At 65.2% G+C, this 23,910-nt stretch carries 22 protein-coding genes and 1 pseudogene; 14 read left to right on the forward strand and 9 right to left on the reverse strand.

The window, feature by feature from the left end; genetic code table 11:
- The 4 genes and pseudogenes from BN9444_RS15055 to BN9444_RS04325 form a co-directional block, all read right to left on the reverse strand.
- On the reverse strand, positions 1-1,159 hold a 1,159-nt coding region (locus BN9444_RS15055), incomplete at its 3' end, for a 3-hydroxyacyl-CoA dehydrogenase family protein (RefSeq protein WP_233423544.1).
- Positions 1,160-2,332, reverse strand: a complete 1,173-nt coding sequence (locus tag BN9444_RS04315; RefSeq protein WP_068801489.1) for an acetyl-CoA C-acyltransferase — start codon at positions 2,330-2,332, stop codon at positions 1,160-1,162.
- Between the two features lie 176 nt (positions 2,333-2,508).
- Complete coding sequence (locus BN9444_RS04320; protein ID WP_267886673.1) at positions 2,509-3,501, reverse strand: ornithine cyclodeaminase family protein; 993 nt, start codon at positions 3,499-3,501, stop codon at positions 2,509-2,511.
- A 51-nt stretch (positions 3,502-3,552) separates the two neighbouring features.
- Positions 3,553-4,329: pseudogene (locus BN9444_RS04325) on the reverse strand (ribokinase); the annotation flags it as partial.
- A gap of 55 nt (positions 4,330-4,384) precedes the next feature.
- Between BN9444_RS04325 and BN9444_RS04330 the strand changes: the two are divergent.
- Entirely contained in the window at positions 4,385-5,032 is a 648-nt protein-coding gene (locus tag BN9444_RS04330) for a TIGR03089 family protein (protein WP_066485322.1), read from the forward strand.
- Between the two features lie 599 nt (positions 5,033-5,631).
- On the opposite strand, the gene BN9444_RS04335 is transcribed toward BN9444_RS04330, so the two are convergent.
- Positions 5,632-7,263 (reverse strand): LCP family protein, encoded by a 1,632-nt coding sequence (locus BN9444_RS04335; protein WP_420888710.1) that lies wholly within the window; start codon positions 7,261-7,263, stop codon positions 5,632-5,634.
- 137 nt (positions 7,264-7,400) lie between these two features.
- Between BN9444_RS04335 and BN9444_RS04340 the strand changes: the two genes are divergently transcribed.
- From BN9444_RS04340 to BN9444_RS04350, 3 genes are all read left to right on the forward strand, one after another.
- Positions 7,401-8,300, forward strand: a complete 900-nt coding sequence (locus BN9444_RS04340) for a glycosyltransferase family 2 protein (protein ID WP_369799407.1) — start codon at positions 7,401-7,403, stop codon at positions 8,298-8,300.
- Between the two features lie 45 nt (positions 8,301-8,345).
- On the forward strand, positions 8,346-9,422 hold the full coding sequence (gene manB, locus BN9444_RS04345) for a mannose-1-phosphate guanylyltransferase (protein WP_068801490.1): 1,077 nt from the start codon (positions 8,346-8,348) through the stop codon (positions 9,420-9,422).
- 480 nt (positions 9,423-9,902) lie between these two features.
- Complete coding sequence (locus BN9444_RS04350) at positions 9,903-10,202, forward strand: WhiB family transcriptional regulator (protein ID WP_066485327.1); 300 nt, start codon at positions 9,903-9,905, stop codon at positions 10,200-10,202.
- A 105-nt stretch (positions 10,203-10,307) separates the two neighbouring features.
- Here BN9444_RS04350 and BN9444_RS04355 read toward each other — a convergent pair whose 3' ends face one another.
- On the reverse strand, positions 10,308-10,778 hold the full coding sequence (locus BN9444_RS04355) for a metallopeptidase family protein (RefSeq protein ID WP_066485330.1): 471 nt from the start codon (positions 10,776-10,778) through the stop codon (positions 10,308-10,310).
- Positions 10,779-10,876: 98 nt separating this feature from the next.
- Here BN9444_RS04355 and BN9444_RS04360 point away from each other — a divergent pair, with 98 nt between their 5' ends.
- Positions 10,877-11,365 (forward strand): DUF3499 domain-containing protein, encoded by a 489-nt coding sequence (locus BN9444_RS04360; RefSeq protein ID WP_066485336.1) that lies wholly within the window; start codon positions 10,877-10,879, stop codon positions 11,363-11,365.
- Between the two features lie 90 nt (positions 11,366-11,455).
- Entirely contained in the window at positions 11,456-12,823 is a 1,368-nt protein-coding gene (locus BN9444_RS04365) for a phosphomannomutase/phosphoglucomutase (protein ID WP_068801491.1), read from the forward strand.
- 212 nt (positions 12,824-13,035) lie between these two features.
- On the opposite strand, the gene BN9444_RS04370 is transcribed toward BN9444_RS04365, so the two are convergent.
- A complete protein-coding gene (locus BN9444_RS04370) occupies positions 13,036-14,391 on the reverse strand; it encodes an FAD-dependent oxidoreductase (protein ID WP_066485343.1) in 1,356 nt (451 codons plus the stop codon).
- 380 nt (positions 14,392-14,771) lie between these two features.
- Here BN9444_RS04370 and BN9444_RS04375 point away from each other — a divergent pair, with 380 nt between their 5' ends.
- Genes BN9444_RS04375 through BN9444_RS04390 form a run of 4 tightly spaced genes read left to right on the forward strand, consistent with a single transcriptional unit; the run spans position 14,772 to position 18,492 of the window.
- On the forward strand, positions 14,772-16,454 hold the full coding sequence (locus tag BN9444_RS04375) for a nitrite/sulfite reductase (protein ID WP_066511631.1): 1,683 nt from the start codon (positions 14,772-14,774) through the stop codon (positions 16,452-16,454).
- Positions 16,454-16,705: a hypothetical protein gene (locus BN9444_RS04380; RefSeq protein ID WP_066485354.1), complete on the forward strand. Its 252-nt coding sequence runs from the start codon at positions 16,454-16,456 to the stop codon at positions 16,703-16,705. Before BN9444_RS04375 ends, BN9444_RS04380 begins: the two co-directional genes overlap by 1 nt.
- Positions 16,706-16,718: 13 nt before the next feature.
- Positions 16,719-17,504: a sirohydrochlorin chelatase gene (locus BN9444_RS04385; RefSeq protein WP_066511646.1), complete on the forward strand. Its 786-nt coding sequence runs from the start codon at positions 16,719-16,721 to the stop codon at positions 17,502-17,504.
- Position 17,505: 1 nt separating this feature from the next.
- On the forward strand, positions 17,506-18,492 hold the full coding sequence (locus BN9444_RS04390; RefSeq protein WP_082750294.1) for a sulfite exporter TauE/SafE family protein: 987 nt from the start codon (positions 17,506-17,508) through the stop codon (positions 18,490-18,492).
- On the opposite strand, the gene cobA is transcribed toward BN9444_RS04390, so the two are convergent.
- The gene (cobA, locus tag BN9444_RS04395) at positions 18,462-19,187 is read right to left on the reverse strand and encodes a uroporphyrinogen-III C-methyltransferase (protein ID WP_077210036.1); all 726 of its coding nucleotides are present in this window, start codon (positions 19,185-19,187) and stop codon (positions 18,462-18,464) included. The genes BN9444_RS04390 and cobA overlap by 31 nt on opposite strands.
- A 399-nt stretch (positions 19,188-19,586) precedes the next feature.
- Here cobA and BN9444_RS04400 point away from each other — a divergent pair, with 399 nt between their 5' ends.
- Both BN9444_RS04400 and manA read left to right on the forward strand, forming a co-directional pair.
- On the forward strand, positions 19,587-20,294 hold the full coding sequence (locus tag BN9444_RS04400; protein ID WP_068801493.1) for a hypothetical protein: 708 nt from the start codon (positions 19,587-19,589) through the stop codon (positions 20,292-20,294).
- A gap of 21 nt (positions 20,295-20,315) precedes the next feature.
- Positions 20,316-21,515, forward strand: a complete 1,200-nt coding sequence (gene manA, locus BN9444_RS04405) for a mannose-6-phosphate isomerase, class I (protein WP_066511652.1) — start codon at positions 20,316-20,318, stop codon at positions 21,513-21,515.
- Between the two features lie 110 nt (positions 21,516-21,625).
- On the opposite strand, the gene BN9444_RS04410 is transcribed toward manA, so the two are convergent.
- A complete protein-coding gene (locus BN9444_RS04410; RefSeq protein WP_068801494.1) occupies positions 21,626-22,519 on the reverse strand; it encodes a hypothetical protein in 894 nt (297 codons plus the stop codon).
- 96 nt (positions 22,520-22,615) lie between these two features.
- On the opposite strand from BN9444_RS04410, the gene BN9444_RS04415 reads away from it, so the two are divergent.
- Positions 22,616-22,966 (forward strand): DUF4259 domain-containing protein, encoded by a 351-nt coding sequence (locus BN9444_RS04415; RefSeq protein WP_066511657.1) that lies wholly within the window; start codon positions 22,616-22,618, stop codon positions 22,964-22,966.
- Between the two features lie 289 nt (positions 22,967-23,255).
- Positions 23,256-23,894, forward strand: coding sequence for a dTMP kinase (locus BN9444_RS04420; RefSeq protein ID WP_066485393.1), 639 nt, complete (start codon positions 23,256-23,258; stop codon positions 23,892-23,894).
- The last annotated feature ends 16 nt before the right edge of the window (positions 23,895-23,910 follow it).

The raw sequence follows: 23,910 nt of genomic DNA on the forward strand, positions 1-23,910 counted from the left end.
CCCGCGCGGCCCCCCCCCCTCCCGCCGGGGCGAGCGCCGCGACGAGCCACTCGTGACCGACGGCATCGGCCAGTTCGAAGATGCCCTTCTTCCAACCGAAGCCGAGCTTGAGGCCGTCGTCGATAAGCCCCACGTGGTCCGCGATATCCGGGGCAACCTCGCAGCAGTAGCGCAGCGTCGCGAGGAAGAGATCGCGCGCGAACCGGCCGCCGGGGGAGTCGGTGTCCATGACCTCGCGCGGGTCTTTGAGACCCACGACAGGATCGTCCGGCTGCAGGCGCGGGCCATATGAGTAGTCTTCGCGCACCGACTCGTCGCGACCGCGGTAGAAACCGCCCTCGCCGGTGCGTCCGGTGAGCCCGCGCTCGACGAGGCCTGCGATGAATTCGTCGCGGCCCAGCGGCACGTCGAAGATGCGGTCGCCCTGGGGGAGCGCAGCTTCGAGGCTGCCCCAGATGGGAGCGACGAGCTGGAGGCCGATGTAGTCGAGCAAGCCAAAGACTCCGGTGCGGGGGATGCCGAACGCGCGGCCAAAGGCGGCATCGGCAAGCTCGTAGCTCACGCCGTGCTCGCGGGCAGTGAACACGCCGGCGGCCAGCCAGTAGCAGCCCACGCGGTTGGCGATAAAGCCCGGGGTGTCGCGGCAGTCGAGGGCAACCTTGCCCAGCTGCTGCTCGATGGCCAGGCGCAGCGTCGCGGCCGTGTCGTCGTTATTGGCGACGAGCTCGACCAGCCGCATGATCTTGGGCGGATTAAAAAAGTGCGTGATCGCGAACGTGTTTTTCCGCGTGATGCCTTCGAGAAGTCGTGCCAGCGGCAGCGTCGAGGTATTTGACGTGAGCAGGGCGCCGTCTTTGAGGTGCGGCTCGACCTGCGCGTAGAGGTCGTGCTTGGCGTCTAAGTCTTCAAAGATGGCCTCGATGACCCAGTCCCGGTCCTCGAGGAGCTGGAGGTCCTCGCCCGTGACGGCTGGGCGAATATTCTCCACGTGCGACGGGTGATAAAAGCCCTTGCGTTTTACCTGGATGTCAATGCCCTTCTGTGCGCCCTCGCGCGTGATGTCGAAGAGTAGGACGTCGATTCCGGCGGAGGCCAACAGTGCGGCAATGCCTGCACCCATGGAGCCTGCGCCAAAGACGGCGGCTTTCTGGATAGTCATTTAGTTGACCTCCTTATTCTCGATGATGATGGCGATGCCCTGGCCGCCGCCGATGCACATGGTGACCAGGCCGTAGCGCTTGCCCTCGCGGCGCAGCGCGTAGAGCATCTTCGTGGTGAGGATGGCGCCCGTGGCGCCGACGGGGTGGCCGTGGGCGATGGCGCCGCCGTAGATATTCGTTTTGGCGGGGTCAAAACCCAGCTGGTCTTGGACCGCGAGCGCCTGGGCGGCAAAGGCCTCGTTGGACTCGATGAGATCAATGTCGTCGAGGCTGAGCCCTGCCTTCTCCAGGGCCTTCGGCACGGCCGCGACAGGGCCCAGCCCCATGCGCGTGGGATCGACGCCGCCGATGCCCCAGCTTACGAGCTTGCCCAAGGAGGTCAGGCCGCGCTTCTCGAGCTCCTCGCCCGTGGTGAGCACGACCGCGGCGGCGCCGTCGTTGATGCCCGAGGCGTTGCCGGCGGTGACGGTGCCGTCCTTTTGGAAGGCGGGTTTGAGCCCAGCGAGCGCCTCCGGGGTGGTCTCACGGATGTGCTCGTCGTGGTCGAAGGTGCCTTTCTTTGTCTCGATGGGCACGATTTCCTCGGTATGAAGTCCCGCGTCGCGCGCGGCGGCCGCACGGCGCTGCGACTCGGCCGCGAACTCGTCCTGGCGCTCGCGGGTGACGCCATGGTCAGAGGCGACGTTTTCGGCCGTGACGCCCATGTGTCCGGTGCCGAACGGGCAGCTGAGTGCTCCCGTGAGCCAGTCATAGAGCTTGCCTTCGCCCATGCGTTTGCCAAAGCGGGCGCCCTCGACGGAGTAGGGCGCGTTCGACATGGACTCGACGCCGCCCGCGAGCGCGACCGTGGCGTCCCCGTCGCGCAGCTGCTGCGCCGCGGAGATGATGGCTTGGACGCCGGAACCGCAGAGTCGATTGACGTTCATCGCAATCGAGGAGTCCTCCATGCCCGCGCCGAGCGCAATCTTGCGGGAGATGTACAAGTCGCTGGGGATGATGGGCAGGACGTTGGCGATGACGGAGGAATCGATTTCTGTGGCGGCAATCCCCGAACGCTCAATCGCAGCCTTTGCTGCCGTCACGCCGAGCTCTTCCAAGCTGAAACGCGCCAGCGAGCCGCCGAATTTGCCAATGGGTAAGCGTGCGGCGGAGACGAAATGGATGTCGGTCATGGTGGTCAATCCTCCCGTTTAGCGAATGGCTATTAGTTTTGTGGGGTAGCCTACGTCACAATGCGTGCGTGTGCAATGATTCTGTGGAATGAGGGGACGAGATGCGCGAAAAACCCGGCCTTGGGGTGGGCCGGGCTTGGCGGTGCGAATTGGGCGTCTGAGGTAACGAGGTGCGTTTAGGAAGGAATGGCGGCGGCGATGGTCTCGGCGACGGCGAGGTCTTCCCACGGCATGCCGGTGAACTTAAAAACGATGGGGGAGTCGCGGTGGAGCTCGACGTCGCCGCGGACGACCTCGGCGAAGGTATGGAACGCGGATGCGTCGGCGGCACCGTCTGCGATGGCGAGGATGACGTCGCCGCCCTCGCGCAGCGTGGCCTCGTGGTCTTCGACGATGACCTGTGCAGCGGCGATGAGTTCGCTGGGCAGCTCGCGGGCGTCCGGGGTATGAGAGCCGACGGCGACGATGAGGGCATCGGTGCGGACGTCGGCGGCATCGAGGATGGGCTCGGACGCGGTGGTCGTCGTGATGATGAGTTCAGCGCCGGCGGTGGCGGACTGGGCCTCGGCGGACCCGGCAGCGTGCCAGGTGCGTCCGTCACCGGGATCGGTGCGGCTGATAAAAGTCGTGCGGACGGGACGTACGCCCGCGAGGGTGTCACGCAGCGTGGCCGCATGAGCGTCGGCCTGCACGCCGGCGCCGAAAATGACGGCGTCAAGAGGCTGCGAGGAGGCGGTGAGCAGATCAAGAATGCAGGCGACAGACACGGCGGGCGTGCGCAAATTGGTGAGCGTAATCCCGTCGATGAACGCGGAGGGGCTCAACGTCTCGCCGTCGAAGAGCGCGTACGTGCCCTGAATGCGTGGCAGGTCGGGGTTGTAGCCTGCGGGGGCGACGGAAATGAGCTTGATGCCGAATGCCGTGGACGAGGTAGACGGCATGAGGAGAAACTCGCCGTTGGCCGTGGGCAACGCTGAGCGCGCGTGGTCGTTGGCCGGGTCGAATCCCTCGCGCAGGACACGGCGCAGCGTGTCGACGGCGTCGCGTGGGCGGACGTGGGCCGCGATGGTCTCGGCGTCGATGATGCGCGGCGTGGTTGGGGGCGTTGTCTGGGGAGTCACGGTCTCTCCTCTGATTGTGATGGGCGGTCGCGGAAATGTGGCCGCCACTGTACCTAAGGGCGCGTGTGTAGGAGGTGCGGTGGAGGGCGAGACTGGNCCGGTCGTGTCGACGGGCGTAACGTGCGGCGTCGCGATGTCCGTGAGGCCCTCGGCGTCGGCGACGAGGGCGCCGCGGGCACCGAGAGTGAGCACGACGGAAGCAAAGCCAGCGTCGAGGAGAGCCTGCGCGAGGTCGTGGGGATCGTCGCTGGTGGCGGGGCTGCCGAGTTGCTCGAGGATAAGTCCTGCCTCGTGTTCGTTGGCGATGATGGGGTCGGCTTTGAGCAGCGCGTCGCGGTCGACCTCGACGACGGGGGCGAGGTTGACGATGACGCGGGTGTTGCTGGCGGCGTTAATGGCGGCCTGGAAGCCGTCTGCGGGGATTTCGCCTTGAAGCAGCACGATATCGGCCTCGGTGATGGCCGCGGTGTGCGCGGTGACGTAAGTGGCGTCGACGTGAGCATTCGCGCCGGGAATGACGATGATGGTGTTTTCGCCGTCGTCGGAGACGGTGCATACCGCTAGGCCGGTTGTCGTGTCCTTGAGCCGAACGACGTGGGTGAGATCGACGCCTGCGGATTCGAGGTAGCGCAGCGCGGGCTGCGTGTAGGCGTCGTCGCCTACCGCGCCGACGAACGTGACGTGCGCACCCTGGAGCGCAGCCGCGACGGCCTGATTGGCACCCTTGCCGCCGGCGAGAACCTCGCCGCCGGAGCCCAGGAGTGTCTCGCCCGGGTGCGGGTGGCGCGCGGTGTGGACGAAAAGATCGGCGTTGATAGAACCGACGACGGTGAGCGAACCTGTGCGGTGAGAAGCGGGGCTGGTCTGGGATATCATGACGCCGATTATGCCGGACAACTCGGCGCGCGACGGGCGGGTAGGATGGGCGGCCATGAAACTGCTGCACACTCTGTTGGAACGCGATCCATCTTCGCCGCGTCTTACGGTCTACAACGAGGCCACAGGCGCACGCATGGACTTCTCGGCCCAGACCCTCGACAACTGGGCGTGCAAGATCGCCAACATGCTCGAAGAGGAGCTCGAGCTGGCGCCCGGAGACACGATTGTCATCGATGTGCCGGTGAGCTGGCAGGCAGCCGTCATTGCGTTGGGAGCGGTTGCGGCGCGCGTGAACTACGAATTTACAGATGACACGGAGCTCAGCCCGGAGGTCACGTTTGCGTCGCTGGAGCGTGCGTCGGAGCATAGCGGTGACGTGGTAGTGGTCAACGATGATCCCTTTGGCCGTGGCGTCACGGAGACTGGCGGGGAGCTGCCCGCCGGCGCGCTCGACTTTGGGCCGACGGTGCGTTTCTACGGGGACCAGTACATGGGCGACGCCCCGGCGTTGGAAGAGGTCGTGCCGATCCCGCAGGAGCATCGTCTGCTGTCCACGGGGTGGGTGGATAACGCGACGTTTAGCGACGCTGTCCTCGCGCCGTTGGCAGGCGGCGGATCTGCCGTTGTCGTGGCGGGGCTGACCGAGGCCGAGCGGCTCGATGTCATTGCGGACAATGAGAAGGTGACCTCACGCCTGTAATGGGGGTGTAGCGCTCGGTGTGCGTGCTGTGCGAAGCGTGCGAAATCCCAGCTCAGCGTGCCAATGTCGCACTTTTGTGAGTGGTACGTTATTCTGTGTGTGCAAGGCAGTGCGGCGCCGGGCATTCACCCCCCCCGAGTTGCTCGGAAGCCCCACCTTGCATTTCGGTCCCCGTTGCCGCCCTCCCCCCGAGGCAGGCGACGGGGACCCTTTACTTTTCGTAGTGCCCTAACTGGGGCTTTCCGGGGACTTGAATACCGGGCGCGTTGCGGAGGAACTTCATGAAAATTGAGGCCCAGCAGCGCTTTGCCGGGTCCGCGGCTAGCTTCTGCAGAATGTTGACTGTTCTATCAGCGAATCGGAGACGAACATGAAGCCGCAGATCAGCTCGCGTCCAGAATCGAGAGTCATACTCTGCGGTATGCGTTCGCCTTTGCGGCGAGCGTATGACCCCAGTCCCGGGGTACGCGGCGTGAGACACCGCGCGGGTGGCGTTTGTCGTCGCCCGGAGGGGACACCTTGAGAGAGATAGAGACACCGAAGGCGCCGACCCCGTAAGGAGTTCGGCGCCTTCGGCGTTTTCTTTGTGCGCGATGCAGTTAGTTCACGCAGCGCGGGGAATCCCCGCCAGCGCTGATCTCCGGGGAGACCTCAGCGGTACCGAAGTCGGCGCCCGGGGTGCCAACCGGCTCCTCGGAGGTGCTGTCCTCCGCGGCGGAGGCATCCGTCTGTGCCTGGTCGGACGGACCGGTGTAGTCATTGCCGGTGACGACGATGAGCGTGTTCTCGTCGAGGTTGGCGTTGGCCGTGATGGGCAGGCCGCCGAGCTGCTCAGCGAACTTCTTTGCGGTCTCAGACTCGGGGTCAGCGGCGACAACCTGGGACTCGGAGTAGATACCCGGGTCGGCGTTGGCGGTGCGGGCGACGGTGTAGCCGACTTTTTCCAGCCAGGAACCCACGCCACCGGCCAGGCCACTGACATCGCCTGCGTTGAGGACGTGGATCTCGAGGTTATCCGCGACGGGTTTTTCGCCCGTGTCGGTGGCCGAGGGGGTGGCGGATTCGCTTGTTTCTTCCGCAGTCTTTGCAAGATCGTCGAAGAAGCGGTGCACCTCGGCGACGTCGACGGTGACGATGGATTCGCCGTAGTCGCCTTGGCCGTCGATGGAGGTCACGGGGATGGTGTTGAACGTGACGTTGCCGCCGGCCAGGCCGGAGAGCTGGCTCGCTAGACTCATGATGTCCCAGTTGGAGTCGAAGCTCACGGATCGTTCGACGGCGGTGGAGAGCTTGGAGAGCTTGGACGGATTCGTGAGCGTGTCGGAGGACAGGAGCTTGGATACGAGGGAGGCGGTGAAGGCCTGCTGGCGGGCGATACGGTCGAGGTCGCCGCGGGGGAGCTCGTGGCGCTGGCGCACGAAGGCCAGGCCCTGGGCGCCGTTCAAGGTCTGCTGCCCGGCGGGGAAGTCCGCGCCGGAGAGCTCCTCCTTAACTGGTGCGTTGAGGCACACGTCGACGCCGCCCACGGCCTCGGTGAGCAGCACGAAGCCCACGAGGCCGATTTCGGCGTAGTGGTCGATCTCAATGCCGGTAAGGTCGCGGACCTGCTCGAGGAGCGCCGCGCGGCCGGCAGCCGTGCCCTCGGCGGCGATGTCCTTGTCGGTGTACTTGGGCTTCTCGCCGGCTTGCTCGGCTTCGAGGTTTTTGGCAGCCAGTTCATCCTTGCGTGCAGACTCGTGGGCGGAGAAGACGCCGTTGATCTTCATGTTGCCGTACTCCGGCCCGTTGTTGATGTAGGTGTCGCGCGGGATGGAGATGGCGCTGGCACGGGAACCATCGTTGGGGATACGGATGACCATGATGGTGTCCGTGTTGTGCTCGCCATCATCGACGCCCGCGTGCAGAGCATCGAGCTCGGACTGGCTGAGCGTATTGCCTTGGGCGTCAACGCGAGAGTCGGAGCCGACGAGGAGGATGTCCATGGCGCCGTCAGCGTTGTTGCCGTCCTTGAAGCCCTTGTCACCGTTGCCCAGCGACAGGTTGTCGATGGAGCCGAGTTCACCACCGAGGCGTCCCACGAGGGCATAGCCGGTGCCGGAGACGAGCATGACGAGCACGGCGACGACGGCCAGGACCACTTTGAGGGAGGTGGAACCGGCTTGGGTGAGGCTGCGAGCCCGAGTCGGCGCGGGTTTAATATCGCGCACGGGGCGTGGCATGTCAGGGCTCACGGAGGATCGCTTTCTATAGAAAAGGTAGACAAGGTGAACTGTGAAGCAGTGTAGGCGAGTGAGACCCGATCTTTTTAACGGACATGGCGATTGTCACGTATTAGATCGGTGCAGTGCAGTGTAGAGTTGTCCGCATTGTGAAACATGCACACGCGGGGTCGCAGCGGCCATTAGGAGTAGTCACGGTGACATTCTCACCGGGGGACTACCTTGCCGCATGCCTGGATTCACTGCCCGCTGCCACGGCTGCCGATGCCGTCGTGGTCCTCGCCGATAATGGCTCCACCGATGGCGTGCCTCAGGCCGCCGCGGCCCAGCGCCCCAACGTTGAGCTCCTCGACACGGGCGGAAACATCGGTTACGGCGGCGGCATGAACGCGGGCGCCGCGCGCCTGCGCGAGCTCGCTGCCGAGGGCGTTATTCGCGATGACTTCTTCCTCATTACCAACCCTGACGTCACCTTCGGGGACGGGGCGCTCGACGCGCTCATCGCCTGCGCGGAGGCCTGGCCGCGCGCGGCGGCGGTGGGGCCGCGCATCGTGGAGCCGGATGGCACGAATTACCCGTCCGCCCGCGCCATTCCTACGCTGGCCACCGGTATCGGCCATGCGCTCTTTGGTACCGTGTGGCCGTCCAATCCGTGGTCGAAGGCCTACCGCAATGACGCGGACATGACGCGCCAACGCATCACCGGCTGGCTGTCGGGTTCGTGCGTGCTCGTGCGCTGGGATGCGTTTGAGGCCATCGGCGGCTTCGACGAGCGCTACTTCATGTACCTCGAAGACGTTGACTTGGGCGACCGCTTTACGCGGGCGGGCTGGGAAAACGTCTTTTGTCCCGAGGCCATCATCACGCACGCCAAAGGGCACTCGACGCAGGCGCATGCGGGCGCCATGCTGCGTGCTCATCACGACTCGGCCTATCGCTTCCAGGCGGACCGTCATCCGGCATGGTGGCAGGCACCTGTGCGCTGGGCTCTCAAAATAGGGCTGCGTCTGCGGGCGTGCTACGCCGTTGCTACGGCGCGAAAGGGCTAAACTCTTTCGCGATAGACATCCCTGAAGACAAGGATTATTTATTTCATGGTTGCTCCTGCAGTAGACGCAGTCATCCTCGTGGGTGGCCGCGGTACGCGTCTGCGCCCCTTGACAATCAGTACGCCGAAGCCGATGCTGCCCACGGCGAACTACCCTTTCCTCCAGCACTTGCTGGCGCGCATCAAGTCCGCGGGCATCGAGCACGTCGTACTGTCCACGTCGTTTAAGGCAGAGGTCTTCGAGGAATACTTCGGCGACGGTTCGGAGCTCGGGCTCGACATTGAGTACGTCGTCGAGGAGACCGCTCTGGGCACCGGCGGCGGCATTCGCAACGTCTACGATAAGCTGCGCCATGACACCGTCATGGTCTTCAACGGCGATGTGCTCTCTGGCATGGACTTGAATGGCATCCTCGCTGCGCACGAGGAGAAGGATGCAGACCTCACCATGCACCTTCTTAATGTGTCCGATCCGCGCGCCTTTGGTTGCGTGCCCACGGATTCCAACGGCCAGGTCACGGCATTCCTGGAAAAGACCGAGGATCCGCCCACGAACCAGATCAACGCGGGCTGCTACGTGTTCAAGAAGGAACTCATCGAGTCCATCCCGGCCGACCGCGTGGTCTCCGTGGAGCGCGAGACCTTCCCGCAGCTGCTCGAGGCAGGCAAGCGCGTCTTCGGCCACGTGGACAACTCCTACTGGCGCGATATGGGCCGCCCGGATGATTTCGTGCGTGGCTCGTCCGACATCGTGCGTGGCATTGCGCCGTCGCCGCTCCTCGAGGGCCACACCGGCGAGTCCTTCGTCGATCCCTCGGCGGGCATCGCCGGTGGTGTGCTGTTGCTCTCGGGTACCGCGGTGGGTCGCGGCTCGGAGGTCGGTGCGGGCTGCCGTATCGACGGCACCGTTGTCTTTGACGGAGTGACCATCGAGCCGGGCGCCGTCATCACGAACTCCATCCTCGCCTCGGGCGTCCACGTGGGTGCGAACGCGCACATCGACAATTGCGTCATCGGCGAAGGCGCCACCATTGGTGCGCGCTGCGAGCTGCAAGGCGGCATGCGCGTCTTTCCGGGTGTGCAGATTCCGGACGCAGGCGTGCGCTTTAGCTCTGACGCCTAAAACGCCCAGCCCGGTGTGCGGGCGCGGCCATGCAAAGGTCCAATCCCTGTAGCTGCGGGTTGGGCCTTTCGTGCGTCGCGGGCTGCGTGTCGAAAGGGGGGGGAAGTTTTTCGGCGCAGTGGTGCGACACGCCGAGGATTGTGCGAAATTGTGAGTGTCGATCCTTGCTGCCACTAGATGTAGTACCCCCGGCTTTTGCCCCCTGAATGGTTTTATTGTGATCAATGTGGCGGATGTTAAAAACGAGCTGCACGTTCGTGGTTCTCAGGTAAAAAACAGCTCCCGCAGGTTGACGATATTTAGTGGCGGCGGGTTAAATCACAAGTGTGTAAGAAAGCGCGGCGGGAGCAGTGACTCTCCATCGACATCACCGTCTGTGGGAGGATGGGCCCCGCCGCCCTTGGAATCAGAACAAGGTCCCCCGGGCGCGTTGTAGGCGCAGCCCGTGGCGGATACGACCAACGGAGAAAGGAAAACGGCGTGGACGACATGGCTAATAACGCCAATCTCCGTGGCGCTGCTGCGGCGGCGCTGTCGTTGGATGAACTCTTTGGCGCTGTTGAGCAAGAGTGGCAAGACCAGGCGCTGTGCGCGCAGACCGACCCGGAAGCTTTCTTTCCAGAGAAGGGCGGCTCGACGCGTGAGGCGAAGCGCATCTGCCAAGCCTGCGCAGTGCGCGATGAGTGCTTGGAATACGCACTCGAACACGACGAGCGCTTTGGAATTTGGGGCGGGCTCTCGGACCGCGAGCGTCGCCGCCTCAAGCGCCAAATAGGCTAAACGCCCGCGTACGCGGCGTATAAAAGCGCTCGCCACAAGGCGAGCGCGACGGTGAAGGTCCCTGAAAGGGGATTTTTCGGGTTTTCTGCAGTTAGAGCGTGACGCTTACCAGTTGAACCGAGAGTCGATATCCTGCGGCTCGACGTTGAGGTACGTCGCCACAAGCGCGGTGAGCACGGTGGACAGCAGCTCTGCGCGCTCGGCGTGGTTGGTGGTGCGCTCCTCAATGGGCATGCGGAAAACGACGAAGCGGGCGCGTGTGGGACGTCCCCGGACGTCGACGCCGGCGGGAAGCAGACGCCCCAGCGGCACTGGGCCGTCAGCGATTATTTCATCCGGCAGAACCGTCATATCGGCACGCAGGCGCATGCGTGGCACGGTGTCGACGGCGATGTCCACGCCGGAGAGCTCCCGGGCATAGGAATTCTGGAGGGGTGCGTAAGCCTCAAGCACGGCGGCATCGAAAAGCTCGGAGCGGCTGCGGAAGCGCGGGCTCTGCTGGGGGAGAAGGGGCCCGCGCGCGCCGCGTCCACGCCGGTCACGGAACGGGCGAATGTGGGGGCGCGCGGTGGTCATGGCCGTAGATTGTAGGCGGCGCACACACGTCGCGGAGGCAACCACGCCGCGCGCGGGCCTGCCCAACTTTGGGCCGGTGGGCACTAGACTAGGGGACCGTGACTCACCAACGACCCGCCGAACGACACTGCTCGCGTCCTGGCTGCGGCCGCCCTGCCGTAGCAACGCTCACGTATGCCTACGCGGAGCAAACCGCCGTCGTGGGTCCCCTGAGCGAGGAGAAAGATCCGCACAGCTGGGACCTGTGCGAACACCACTCCTCGCGGATTACTGCGCCGCATGGCTGGGAACTCGTACGCGTGGACCGCGTGGAGCTCGATGATGACGATGATCTCCTAGCATTAGCCGAGGCCGTCGGCGCCGGCGGACGCGTCACGGATGAAGTAAACGATGAGGGCGCGCGCGATCCCATCGACTACGAGCCCACCTTTGATGGTGCGGATCCGGCGCGGTCTAATCACCCGGTCTTCCGCATGCGGCGCGTGGCTGACGTGCGGGCGGCGCGGCGCGCGCATCTCCACGTCGTCCCGGATGCGGACGACGCGGACGCGAGCGACGCTCGGGAGCCTGGACAGCCTGGGGAATAGCTGAAAGCTCGCCATAAAGACGCTGGCTAAGTGTGACGCCGGGCCGTCGCGTGTTCGGTTTGCCGAAAATGGGGGCTACACTTGGGGCTTATGCGAACTCGTGAACAGCTCAATGCAGTGATTAAGGCTTATGACGTGCGTGGCGTCGTGGGCGAGGATATCGACGAAGACCTCGTTCGGGACACGGGTGCGGCGTACGCGTCCATCCTGCGCGGCGAGGGTGAGACCACCGTCGCCATCGGCCACGACATGCGCCCGTCCTCGCCGGCGCTGTCCCAGGCTTTTGCGGAGGGCGTCGTCTCCCAAGGCCTCGACGTCATCAAGCTGAATCTCACGTCCACCGACGAGCTGTACTTCGCGGCAGGTTCCCTGAACCACGCGGGCGCGATGTTCACCGCCTCCCACAATCCGGCCAAGTACAACGGCATTAAGCTCTGCCGCGCTGGCGCCGTGCCGGTGGGCCAGGAGACCGGTCTGGAGACCATCAAGGACATGCTCGTCGAGGGCGTGCCCGCTTTCGACGGTGCGCCTGGCACCATCACCGAGCGCGAGGTCCTGCCGGACTACGCGGCGTTCCTGCGCGGCCTGGTGCCGCTCGAGGCGTCCCGTCCGCTCGTCATTGCTGCCGATGCCGCCAATGGCATGGGTGGCCACACCGTCCCCGAGGTATTCGAGGGCCTGCCCTTCGACCTGCGCCCGCTCTACTTCGAGCTCGACGGCACGTTCCCTAACCACGAGGCCAACCCACTGGATCCGAAGAATCTCGTCGACCTGCAGAAGTTCGTCGTCGAGCAAGGCGCCGATATCGGACTGGCCTTCGACGGTGACGCGGACCGCTGCTTCGTCGTGGACGAGAAGGGCCACCCGGTGAGCCCCTCGGCTATCTGCGCGCTCGTTGCAGAGCGCTACCTCAAGAAATTCCCGGGTGCGACGATCATCCACAACCTCATCACCTCGAAGACGGTGCCGGAGATGATCGCGGAGAACGGCGGCAAGGCCGTGCGCACGCGTGTGGGCCACTCCTTCATCAAGGCTCAGATGGCCAAGGAGAAGGCCGTCTTCGGTGGCGAGCACTCCGCGCACTACTACTTCCAGGAGTTCTGGAACGCGGACTCCGGCATGCTCGCCGCGATGCACGTCCTGGCGGCCCTGGGCGAGTCCGACAAGCCGCTCTCCGAGCTCATGGCGGACTACTCTCGCTACGAGGCCTCCGGTGAGATCAACTCCACCGTCGCCGACCAGAAGGCAGCGACGCAGGCCGTGCTCGACGCGCTGGCTGACAAGATCGAGTCCGTTGACGAGCTCGATGGCGTGACCGTGCAGCTCAAGGATACCGAGGCCTGGTTCAACGTGCGCGCCTCCAACACCGAGCCGCTCCTGCGCCTCAACGTCGAGGCCAAGACCGCCGAGGAAGTCCAAGCAATCGTTGACGAGGTCCTCGCCATCATTCGCGCGTAGCTCGCTTCGCGCCGCTCGCCGCCGTCCTGGTTTCCAGGCCGGCGGTTTTGTGTACTGTGAGTTTTATCATCTCAGGCCCTCGCTGCCGGCCTGAAGCCATACAACCCAAAGACGACCCCCGTGCACTCGACCGGGGTGCAGAAAATACCGCGCCGCCCCGCCGTCCGCACGAAGCGGACCGCGGGGCGGCGGTGGTGTCGGGGCTGGAAAGCCTAGATCTGGTAGTTGTGCGACTGGGAGACCATGTCTTCCCACTCGACGAACTTCTTGCGCTCGCGGCCTTCGGCCTCGCCTGCGGCGCGCTCGGCGGCATCGAGGTTCTTCCAGCCGTCCCAGGTGAGGTAGTCCACGCTCTTATCCTTGAGCAGCTCGGTGAAGTCCTCGCCGTGGGAGTGGGAGAGCTTGCCTGCCTCATAGTCGGCGACGAGCATGCCGATGGTCTCGGTGGCGTCGGACTTGGTGTTGCCGATAAGGCCCACGGGGCCGCGCTTGACCCAGCCGGTGGCGTAGAGGCCAGGGACGACCTCGCCGTCGAGGGAGGTGACGTGGCCGCCGTCGTTGTTGATGACGTGGCGGTCATCGTTGAACGGCACGGACTCGATCGGGTCCGAACGGTAGCCGACGGCGAGGTAGACGGCCTGGACCGGCCACTCGGTGAACTTTCCGGTGCCGGAGACGGAACCGTCGCCGTTGAGGGCGGTGCGCTCGGTCTTGATGCCGGTCACCTTGCCGTTTTCGCCCAGGATTTCCACGGGCTGCTCGAAGAGATGAATCTGCAGCGTGTGCGGAGCCTCCTTAGGCTCGCGGATGGCGTACTGCTCGAGCACCTGGCACACGAGGTCCTGGGACTTGGAGTTAGAGCGAGCTTCCAGTGAGGCCTCGTCGTAGTCGATGTCTTCTGGGTCGACAACGACGTTGATAGTCGGGGAGTGGTCGAGCTCTTTGAGCTCCTGCGGGGTGAACTTTGCCTGGGCTGGGCCGCGGCGGCCGAAGACGCGGACAGTCTCTGCCTTGTTCTTCTTCAGGGACTCGTACACGTTGTCCGCGATCTCGGTGACGTGGAGCTCGTCGCCCGTCTTCGCGAGGATGCGGGCGACGTCGAGGCCAACGTTGCCCACGCCGACGACGGCGACCTCGGTAGCGGAGAGGTCCCAGTCACGCTTGAAGCGCGGGTTGCCGTCGTAGAAGCCCACGAACTCGCCGGCGCCGTGGACGCCTTCGAGGTCGACGCCTGGGATGTTGAGGTGGCGGTCGCCCACGGCGCCCGTCGCGAAGACGATAGCGTCGTAGTAGTCCTGGAGTTCCTCGACAGTCACGTCGCGGCCGACGTGGATATTGGTGAGCAGACGGATCTGCTCGGTTTCCATGACGCGGTGGAGGGACTTGATAATGCCCTTGATGCGCGGGTGGTCCGGAGCCACGCCGTAACGGATGAGGCCGAAGGGGGCCGGCATCTGCTCGATGAGGTCAATCTGGACGTTGCCGGAGAGTTTCTTGACGAGGATGTCGGAGGCGTAAATTCCGGCAGGGCCAGCGCCAATGACGGCGACGCGCAGGGGTGAAGTCATGAAAGATCCCTTTCCACAGTGGTCTCGTGTCTAGTGCTTCGGTGCGCAACTAGACGTATCTGTTCATAAATATATCCATCATAGTGCCGAATGCCCAGGCTAGGGGCATACGGTATGCGCGTCCTATTGAACTCATCTTTGCGTGGGTGGGCAAGTCCCCCAATTTCATTCGTCCCAAAGTGGCAGGTAATACGGTATGAATTTTAAAGACCAAGCTGTCTATATTGTTTGAACCATGTTGTTTCACTAGCGTGGTTGCCAATCCAGTTGTGGCGTGGGCCATATATCCCGCGCCGCCGGAACGACAAAAACACAGCACAACGCACGTGACCGCCACTCGCACACGGCGGCATCGATGAGCATTCAGGAGACAGCACCCCATGACGACCGCGACCCGCGAGCGCACGCCCCGCACAAGGAAAAAGAAGCCGGAAGGCCAGTGGAAGATTGACGGCACCGAGCCGCTGAACCAGGACGAGGTCATTAAGCAGGAGGACCCGGGCCTGTCCGCGCGCCAGCGCGTCATCGACATTTACTCCAAGGAGGGCTTTAGCTCCATCCCGGCCGAAGACCTGGCGCCACGCTTTAAGTGGCTAGGCCTCTATACCCAGCGCAAGCAGAACCTAGGCGGCGAGCTCACTTCCACGCTGAGCAATACCGAGCTGCAGGACGAGTACTTCATGATGCGCGTGCGCTTCGACGGAGGCCGCGTCACCCCGGAGCAGCTGCGCACCGTGGGCGAGATTTCGCGCGACTACGCCCGCTCGACCGCGGACTTTACGGACCGCCAGAATATTCAGCTGCACTGGATCCAGATCGAGGACGTCCCCACTATCTGGGAGAAGCTGGAGAAGGTGGGCCTGTCCACGCTCATGGGCTGCGGTGACGTCCCGCGCGTCATCCTCGGCTCGCCCGTCGCCGGCGTCGCGGAAGACGAGATTATCGACGGCACCTGGGCTATCGACCAGATTACGGAGAAGTACCTGCTCTCCGACGACGTGCAGAACCTGCCCCGCAAGTTTAAGACCGCGATTTCCGGCAACGCCCGTCAGGACGTGACGCACGAGATTCAGGACATCGCCTTCGTCGGTCGCGAGCACCCCGAGCTCGGCAAGGGCTTCGACTGCTTCGTGGGCGGCGGCTTGTCCACCAACCCCATGCTCGCGCGCTCGCTCGGCGTCTTCGTCCCGCTTGAGCGCGTGCCGGAGGTCTGGCACGGTGTGGTGAGCATCTTCCGTGACTATGGCTTCCGCCGTCTGCGTAACCGCGCGCGCCTCAAGTTCCTCGTCGCCGAGTGGGGCATCGACAAGTTCCGCGAGGTGCTCGAAACCGAGTACCTTGACGCGCCGCTCGAGCGCGCGGAGCCGGTCGCCCCGCACCTGGGCAATCGCGACCACCTCGGTGTCCACAAGCAACAGGACGGCAACTACTACGTGGGTGTCAAGCCGACGGTCGGCCACGCGACGGGTGAGCAGCTCATCGCCATCGCGGACGTCGCGGAGCGCTTCGGCGTCGAGCGCATCCGCACCACGCCCATGAAGGAATTGCTCTTCCTCGATATCAAGGAAGAAGTCATCGAGCCGCTCAAGGCTGCGCTTAATGAGACCGGCCTGTACCCGGAACCCTCCGAGTTCCGCCGCGGCATCATCTCCTGCACCGGCCTGGAGTTCTGCAAGCTCGCGCACGCGACGACGAAGGCGCGCGCCATCCAGCTCGTCGATGAGCTCGAGGAGCGTGTGGGCGACCTCGACGTGCCGATTTCCATCTCGCTCAACGGCTGCCCTAACGCGTGCGCTCGCTCGCAGGTCTCCGATATCGGATTCAAGGGCCAGACCGTCACGGACGACGAGGGCAACCGCGTTGAGGGCTTCCAGGTGCACTTGGGCGGCGCGCTCGGCTTGGGCGAGGAGGCCTGGGGTCGCAAGCTGCGCGGCCACAAGGTCATCGCGGATGAGGTGGGCGAGTACGTCACCCGCGTCGTCACGAACTTCAAGGAGAACAGCGAGCCCGGCGAGCAGTTCCGTGACTGGGTCGTGCGCGCCGACGAGGAGCTGCTGAAGTAATGCGTTTCCGCCGCGAGCCCAACCCGAACCGCAACCACCCGGCGTACTGCCCGTACTGCGCGTCCGAGTCGCTCTTCCCGGATGAGGAAGGCGATTTCGCGTGGCGCTGCAGCGCGTGCCTGCGCGTCTTCTCCGTCATGTTCCACGGCCAAGACGACGCCCCCGTGGCGGCGTCCGCCACCCCGTCCGCTGCCCAAGCCCTGCAGGACTCCCTGCGCCGGCACGGACATTCCGCCCGTCCCCAGTCATAAAGGATTCCCCGTCATGGCGATCATCGTCTTATCCCACGGTTCGCGGCACCCTGCCGCGGCCGGTGCAGTAGAGGAGCTCGCCCGGGCTACCGAAGATCTCACCGGCGAGGTCACCCGCGCCGCGTACTTGGACTTCACCGCGCCCACGCTTGCCGATGCCGCCCTCACGCTCGCCTTGGCCGGCGAGACGCAGGCAACGGTCGTTCCCTTGCTCTTTACTGAGGGCTACCACGCCCGCGTGGACGTGCCCACGGTTGCGGCGGAAGCCTCTGAGCTCACCGGCGTGGACTTGCGCGTCGCGCCCGTGCTGGGCACGGGTTCCGATATCGCGGCGCTGCTTGCAGCTCGCGTGCACGATCCGAGCGCGCACCTCGTGATCTATTCCGTGGGTTCTTCGAATGCGCAGGCCAACGCCGCTGTCGAGCGGCTCGCGGTGCGCGTGGGGGATCTCACGGGGCAGTCGACCTCGTGCATCTTCGCCACGAAGGCGGCGGGCACCCCGTATGGCCTGGCCGGCGTGGATGCCCAGTGTGCGACGCATGGCAGCGCCGAGGTGCTCCCGCTCTTCGTCGCGCCGGGCCTGTTACTTGACCTGCTCGAGCCGCGCGGCGTGCATCGCATTGGAAAGACCTACGACGGCGGCGTTCCTGAGCCCCTCGGCGCGGCACTTGCGCCCATTGTCGCGGCCCGTGCGCGCGGTGGCGCCCCCAGGGTGGGCCATGCCCGTCACAGCGGACAAGTCGCCCCCGTGCGCTTCCCGTTGCGGGGCCACGCTACCTCTGTCACAGTAAGGAATTAATATGCGCACGCTTATTCTTATTGCACTGGCGGGCTTCGCCGCGCAACTGGTCGACGGTGGCATTGGCATGGGCTTTGGCGTCACGTCCACGACGGTGCTGTTGCTCGCGGGCCTTGGCCCTGCACAGGCGTCCGCCATCGTGCATGCGGCAGAGTTGGGCACCACGTTGGTCTCCGGTGCCTCCCATTGGCGCTTTGGCAACGTGCACTGGCCCACGGTGGTGCGCCTTGGCGTGCCCGGCGGCATTGCCGGATTCCTGGGAGCGACGGTCCTGTCGCGGATCTCCACGGATGCGGCGGCGCCGGTGACCGGGGCCATCCTCACTGCGATTGGCTGCAACCTCGTGTGGCGCTTCTCGCGCGGCCGCGTGCGCCGCGACCCTCAGGCCGGACGCATGCATTCGACGCCCTTCCTCATTGGGCTGGGCAGCGTGGGTGGCTTCGTCGACGCCACTGGTGGCGGCGGCTGGGGCCCGGTGTCCACGTCGACACTCATGGCGATCGGCCGCGAGCAGCCCTGTCGCATTGTGGGCACGGTGAGCGCCTCGGAGTTCCTCGTGACCTTGGGTGCGACGCTCGGTTTCGTGCTGGGACTGTGGGACGAGATCGTCGCGCACGCTGCGGCCGTCGCGGCTTTGCTCGTGGGTGGCGTTATCGCGGCGCCTATCGCAGCGTGGCTTATCTCGCGTATTAACCCGGTCGCGCTGGGCGGGGTGGTGGGCACGGCCATTGTCGTGCTCAACGTGCCCAAGGTCGTCGATGCGCCGGCGTGGGTCCTCGTGGCCCTCGGCGTGGTGGGTGTGACGCTCACCGTCCGCGGCACGCTGGCCTACCGGGCGGCGCGCAAGGAAGCGGATACCGTGGAGCCTGCGGCGGACGAGGGAGAAGATGACGCTGCGCGCGAGGGAGAAGACGACGCTGCGCGTGAGGGGGCATCGGCAAGCGCGCGGGAGTATGCCTACAGTCCGGCGACCTCGCCGATGACGTAAACGGCGGGCGGGGCGATGGCCTCGCCCTCCATGAGTGCGCCCAGCCCCTCGAGCGTGGTGCGGAAGGTGCGCTCACCCGACATGGTGCCCTCCTGAATGACGGCGACCGGGGTAGACCCGGGACGACCGCCAGCCAGGAGGGCCTCGGCGATTTTCCCGGCGTTCTTCACTCCCATGATGACGCTGAGCGTGGCGCCGGAGCGGGCGAGCGCCTCCCAGTCCACGAGGGACTTGGGATGGCCGGGGGCGAGGTGGCCGGAGACGACCGTGAAGGCGTGGACGACGCCGCGCTGGGTGACGGGCACGCCTGCGAGCGCCGGGACGGAAATCGCGGAGGTGACGCCGGGGACGACCTCGCAGGCAAGGCCTGCGTTCGTGAGCGCCTGCAGCTCCTCGAAGCCGCGGCCGAAGACATAAGGATCGCCGCCCTTGAGACGCACGACGCGCTTGCCGGCGCGAGCGTGCTCGATGAGCAGCTCGTTGATCTTCTCCTGCGAGATGGATTTCCTATAGGGGAGCTTGGAAACATCGATGATCTCTTTCTCGGAGGTATCGAGGAAATCCTCGAGCTGTGCGGCAGGCCCGAGGTGATCGGCGAGGATGACCTCTGCTTGCTCGAGCGCGCGCAGGCCACGGACGGTGATGAGGTCCCATGTGCCGGGGCCGCCGCCTACCAAAATCACAGGATATGTCATGGGAGATCAGTATAGGGTGGGGGACCATGAACACTTCGAACTGGGAGGACCGCCCCGAGCTGGGCGGTGACGGTTCTCACGAGGCTGCGGAGCCGGGATACTGGTCTGGTTCCAGCGACTATGACCCGGAAACCGTCCGCTTCTTCGACGTCGCGCACGAAGGCGCCCAGGTACGCGTCTTGTCGGGGGCAACCTCCGCCCTGGAATCCTTGCTCTTTGGTGCGACACCGCGCGCCGTCGTCCTGCTGCCCACGGACGCTGTGGCGCGCGCGTGCGCGCAATGTGTGGCGGACCAGCAGACCGGTGTTCCCGTTGTGGTGACGCAACAGCTGCCCGCCTTCGTGGGAGCACTCGACACAGTGGTCGNTCGACTACCCGCTCTCCACGTACCTCGTTGCCGTGTGCGCGGGTCCCTACTACCGCGTCTCGGATGTGTGGGAGGGCACGCTTATCATCGAGGCCCTGCCCACGGCCGAAGGAACCTCGCCCGCGCGCTATATCGCGGGACTGGAGGCTATCTTCCATGCCTTCCATCAGCCGGCGACGGTGACCACGGAGTACCTCGTGGGGCTGGCGGACGAGCTCGACCAGGAACTGGAGACGCTCTCCCCGGAGCGTGACGCGGCGGTCAACCCTGCGCGTGCGCTGCGCAACGCCGTGGAAGGAACGCACGTTATCCACACTGGCGGTGCCGTGGCGCAGGTCGCCGCGGCGCTGTGGGCGGCAGGCGGATTGGGCGGCACCTACGTCGAGCCGGAGCTGGTCCCGGCGGTGCTCGAGCGCCGCGCCGCGGAGAGCACGGGACAGGGCGCGGATCGCGCCGACCCGTTCTACGATCCCTTCCTTGACGGTCCGCCAATGGTACTGTCAAAGGTGCTTATCTGGGATGGCGCACCCGAGAGCCCGCAGGGCTTGGCGGGTGCCCCGAGTCAGGATTATCCTATGGCGTCGGTTGAAGAACCGGATTCCGCTGAATATTCCGGTTCCAGCGCGTCAACGACGCCGCCCACGTATATCGCAGTCACGGCTTCTACGGCCGCAGCACATCCCTTGCAGTTGCTTGTGCGCGCCCTAGCCGCGACAGCTTTTCATGCCTCCGAGCACTAGCTCGGATTGAGAGGAGACTTCATGGACAAGATTGTCCCTGCCGCACGCCGCTATTCCTGGGGCTCACGGACGCTCATCCCCGAGCTCGTGGGCTCTGAGCCTTCGGGCCAGCCCCTCGCCGAGCTGTGGTACGGCGCCCACCCTGGGGATCCCTCGACGCTCGCGGAGACGGGCGCGCGCCTTGACGAGGTCATCGACGCGGACCCGCGCAGCGTCGCACCGTGGGCCGGCGGCCTGCCGTTCCTCATGAAGATTTTGGCAGCAGACGACGTCTTGTCCTTGCAGGCGCACCCCTCACCGGAGCAGGCCGCGGAAGGCTTTGCCCGTGAGAATGCGTTGGGCATCGCGCTCGATGACGCGAAGCGCAACTACAAGGACGGCTCCCACAAGCCGGAGATCATCATTGCGCTCAGCCCCTTCTACGCCATGGCGGGCTTCCGCCCGCTGGCGCGCACGCGCGAGCTCTTCGCTGCTCTCGAGTGCCCGGAGCTCGACCGCTACCAGTCCATGCTTTCGCCGGAGGAGACCCCGGACGCGGAGGAAGGTAACCTGCGTGCGCTGTTTACGACGTGGATTACCATTCCCTCTGCCGCACGCCGCGAGCTCATCGACGCCATCGTCGCTGCGGCCCCGCGCGTGCCGGAAGGCTGGATGTCGCGCGTCATGGATACGGTCCTCCACATCAACGAGCAGTACCCGGGCGATATCGGCGTGCTGGGCGCGCTGTTGCTCAACCACATCGAGCTCGCGCCGGGCGAGGCTGTCTATCTCGACGCAGGCCAGCTCCACGCCTACGTCCACGGCCTCGGCGTGGAGGTCATGGCGAACTCGGATAACGTGCTGCGTGGCGGTTTGACGCCCAAGTACGTCGATGTGCCCGAGCTCGTCAAGGTCCTCAAATTCGCCGCGCTCGAGGAGCCGCGTGTGCACCCGCAACAGCTGGGCGATGGCCTTTCTGTGGCCGCCACGGTGGCCGAGGAATACATCACCCCGGCCGACGAGTTCACCGTCGACCGCTACGAGTTGCCGGCTGGTGCCACGGGCACGCTCAACCCCACCGGCCCGGCCATCGCGCTGTGCACGCACGGCACCGTGACGCTGGGTGAGACCTCTCTGGCTCCGGGCGAGGCCGCTTGGCTGCCCGTTACGGACGGTCCCGTCACGGTCACCGTTGACTCCGCTGCCGCCGCCCCGGCACAGCTCTTCGTCGCGCGCGCCTAGTTCGCGCCTCGTTCCGGTCGCGTACGGCGCCGCACACGCCCATGGCCCCGCTGCCTTTCCTTCGTTGACAACGAAGGAGACAGCGGGGCCGAATGCGTTCTTGGTGCGCGCTAGTTGGCCAGCTCCGTGGGCTCTTGCGGATCCGCCTGCGTGGTCGTGTGCACGCCGGTGGTCTCAGCGGTGGGGGAGTCAGCCGTGGGCTGTGGCGAGTCGGCGCTCGTGGGTTCGTTCGCCGGCGAGGTGTGGCCGTTCGTGGCGGTCGTCGGCGTGTCTTGCGTGCTTGTGGTCTCCGTGGGCTCGACCGGAGTGGTCTCGTCCGTCGAGGTAGCAGGCGTGTCCTCGTCACGCGTGGGGCCTTCTGTCGGCTTATCCGTGGGGATCTCAATGGTGGGCCGCGGCGTCGGCTGCTGTGACGTGGGCGCATGGGTGGGCGCCGGAGCCGGGTCATCAGACCTGGACGTGGAGTCGCGTGGGCTAGGCGCGGGGGCCGGCGCATTGGTGGGCAAGGTACCAATGGAAGTCGGCGCGCCCGGGTGCAGGTCGCCCGTCACCGCGGTGATGACAGTCGTGGGGGCCGCAGTCGCACCAGGCGCCATGGTGGCGGGAATCTGCGTCCGTGCCGAGGGGCCGCGGGTTGACGTGGGCAGGACGGTGCCGTCGCTGATATTGCCCGGGCGGTAATACGTGGTGGGGTTGGCATCCAGCTTCTTCGTGTTGAACACGGCGTTTGGTGCCAAGAAAGGGTCATCCGCCAGCGGTGCCACGTTGCGGCCAGACTTGCTGCTATCACCGGTTTCCGTGGCGTAGACGTGGTCGTGCACATCGTCACCCGCAGCTTGGGTGCTGCGTAGGTCTATGTCACCGGCGCCGACGGCCTCATTCATGGCAGGATCAGAGGAAGAGGACCCTGGGGTCCCGAGGCGCCACACAACTGCACCGATGCCGGCGGCAAGAAGCACACCGACAACGATGAAGATGAGCGCGCGGCGCGTATCGGCTTTCACCTGCGGTATTCCTCTCGTGACATGACTGTGGTAACAAGTTGGTAACGACAATACCATGGTCGCCGTCTGGCCTAGACCTTTGATAAAGGAGAGAATATGAGTACCTGGGATGAGCACATCCTCAGCTCTGACGTGAATACAGACTTCCTCGATGAGCTGGCCGACCTCGAAGATGAGGATATCGTGGAGGCCGTGCGTGACGCCGTTATGCTTGCTGCCAGCGGCGATGCCTCTGGTGACGAGGGAAGCAACGGCCTTGCTGCGGCGACGATCGCCGCCATTTGGGCCGGCGCGCCTTTTACGGCGGGGGAGATTATTACCGAATACCCGTTCATTCGTTCGCTCGCCGGTTCTGGCGACGAGGAACTACATGAAAAGGCTGCGGAGCTGCTGGAATCCGTTGAGGATGAGGTGGATCTCGAGCCCTTCACCGAGGCTTTGTCCTAGGGACCGCCGTGACACGGCGCGCGAGGGCGAATAGTCGCTCGGAGTGCGCCGGAGCGGGGATTACACCGTTGTATGCAGGGCAGAAGGCTGAACGCATGGGGGTGTCAACGTCTCTCGCGAGCTACCCCTCTGTGGCTCGAGGCTATCGCTGTACGCGGTGTCGTTGCGCCGTATAGTGCGGGGAGGATATCGCGCGCACGCTGAAAATGCCGCGCGCACGAATCCGCACGAAAGCTGTGCAGGAAAGCTGTGCAGGAAAGCTGTGCAGGACAACAGGGAAAGGAACGCCATGATTGTCGCCATCGAGGGAATCGACGGAGCGGGCAAGAACACTCTCGTCGGTCGCCTACGTGAGGCACTCGACGTGCCGGTGCGCGTCATCGCCTTCCCGCGCTACGAGGTGTCCATTCATGCGCAGCTCGCACGTGAGGCGCTCTATGGGCGCATGGGGGATATGACACAGTCGCCGTACGCCATGGCGACGCTTTTTGCGCTCGACCGCTGTGGCGCGCGCGACGACATCGCGCCGCGCGACGGGGAGCTGGTCATACTCGACCGCTACGTCGCGTCGAACGCTGCGTACTCCTCCGCGCGCCTGGGCGGCGCCGAGGGCAACCCTGAAGTCGTGCAGTGGGTCTACGATCTGGAGTTCGGCCGCTTGAAGCTTCCGCACCCGGACCTGCAGATCTTCTTGGACACGGACGTGGCCCTCGCAGCCGAGCGTGCCGCGGGTCGCGCCGCACAGGACGCGACGCGCGCTAAGGACGAATACGAAAAAGACGACGCGCTGCAGGCGCATACGGCCGCAGCCTACCGGCGCCTGGCCGCCGCAGAGTGGGGCGGGCCGTGGCTTGTGACCAGCGATGCCGACCGCGTCATCGAGGCCGTGCGCGCGCTTTTCGGCGCTGGCAGCGAGGACGCGATCTAGGCGGCCCTGAAAGTCC

The organism is Corynebacterium phoceense (genome assembly GCF_900092335.1).
In the GTDB taxonomy this organism is placed as follows: Bacteria; Actinomycetota; Actinomycetes; order Mycobacteriales; family Mycobacteriaceae; genus Corynebacterium; species Corynebacterium phoceense.

Coding starts and splice junctions, on each gene's coding strand:
- BN9444_RS04370 (WP_066485343.1), bottom strand. CDS start 14,391: ATGACTTCACCCCTGCGCGTCGCCGTCATTGGCGCTGGCCCTGCCGGA.
- manB (WP_068801490.1), top strand. CDS start 8,346: ATGGTTGCTCCTGCAGTAGACGCAGTCATCCTCGTGGGTGGCCGCGGT.
- BN9444_RS04315 (WP_068801489.1), bottom strand. CDS start 2,332: ATGACCGACATCCATTTCGTCTCCGCCGCACGCTTACCCATTGGCAAA.
- BN9444_RS04365 (WP_068801491.1), top strand. CDS start 11,456: ATGCGAACTCGTGAACAGCTCAATGCAGTGATTAAGGCTTATGACGTG.
- BN9444_RS04355 (WP_066485330.1), bottom strand. CDS start 10,778: ATGACCACCGCGCGCCCCCACATTCGCCCGTTCCGTGACCGGCGTGGA.
- BN9444_RS04330 (WP_066485322.1), top strand. CDS start 4,385: ATGAAACTGCTGCACACTCTGTTGGAACGCGATCCATCTTCGCCGCGT.
- BN9444_RS04415 (WP_066511657.1), top strand. CDS start 22,616: ATGAGTACCTGGGATGAGCACATCCTCAGCTCTGACGTGAATACAGAC.
- BN9444_RS04390 (WP_082750294.1), top strand. CDS start 17,506: ATGCGCACGCTTATTCTTATTGCACTGGCGGGCTTCGCCGCGCAACTG.
- BN9444_RS04380 (WP_066485354.1), top strand. CDS start 16,454: ATGCGTTTCCGCCGCGAGCCCAACCCGAACCGCAACCACCCGGCGTAC.
- BN9444_RS04420 (WP_066485393.1), top strand. CDS start 23,256: ATGATTGTCGCCATCGAGGGAATCGACGGAGCGGGCAAGAACACTCTC.
- cobA (WP_077210036.1), bottom strand. CDS start 19,187: ATGACATATCCTGTGATTTTGGTAGGCGGCGGCCCCGGCACATGGGAC.
- manA (WP_066511652.1), top strand. CDS start 20,316: ATGGACAAGATTGTCCCTGCCGCACGCCGCTATTCCTGGGGCTCACGG.
- BN9444_RS04385 (WP_066511646.1), top strand. CDS start 16,719: ATGGCGATCATCGTCTTATCCCACGGTTCGCGGCACCCTGCCGCGGCC.
- BN9444_RS04375 (WP_066511631.1), top strand. CDS start 14,772: ATGACGACCGCGACCCGCGAGCGCACGCCCCGCACAAGGAAAAAGAAG.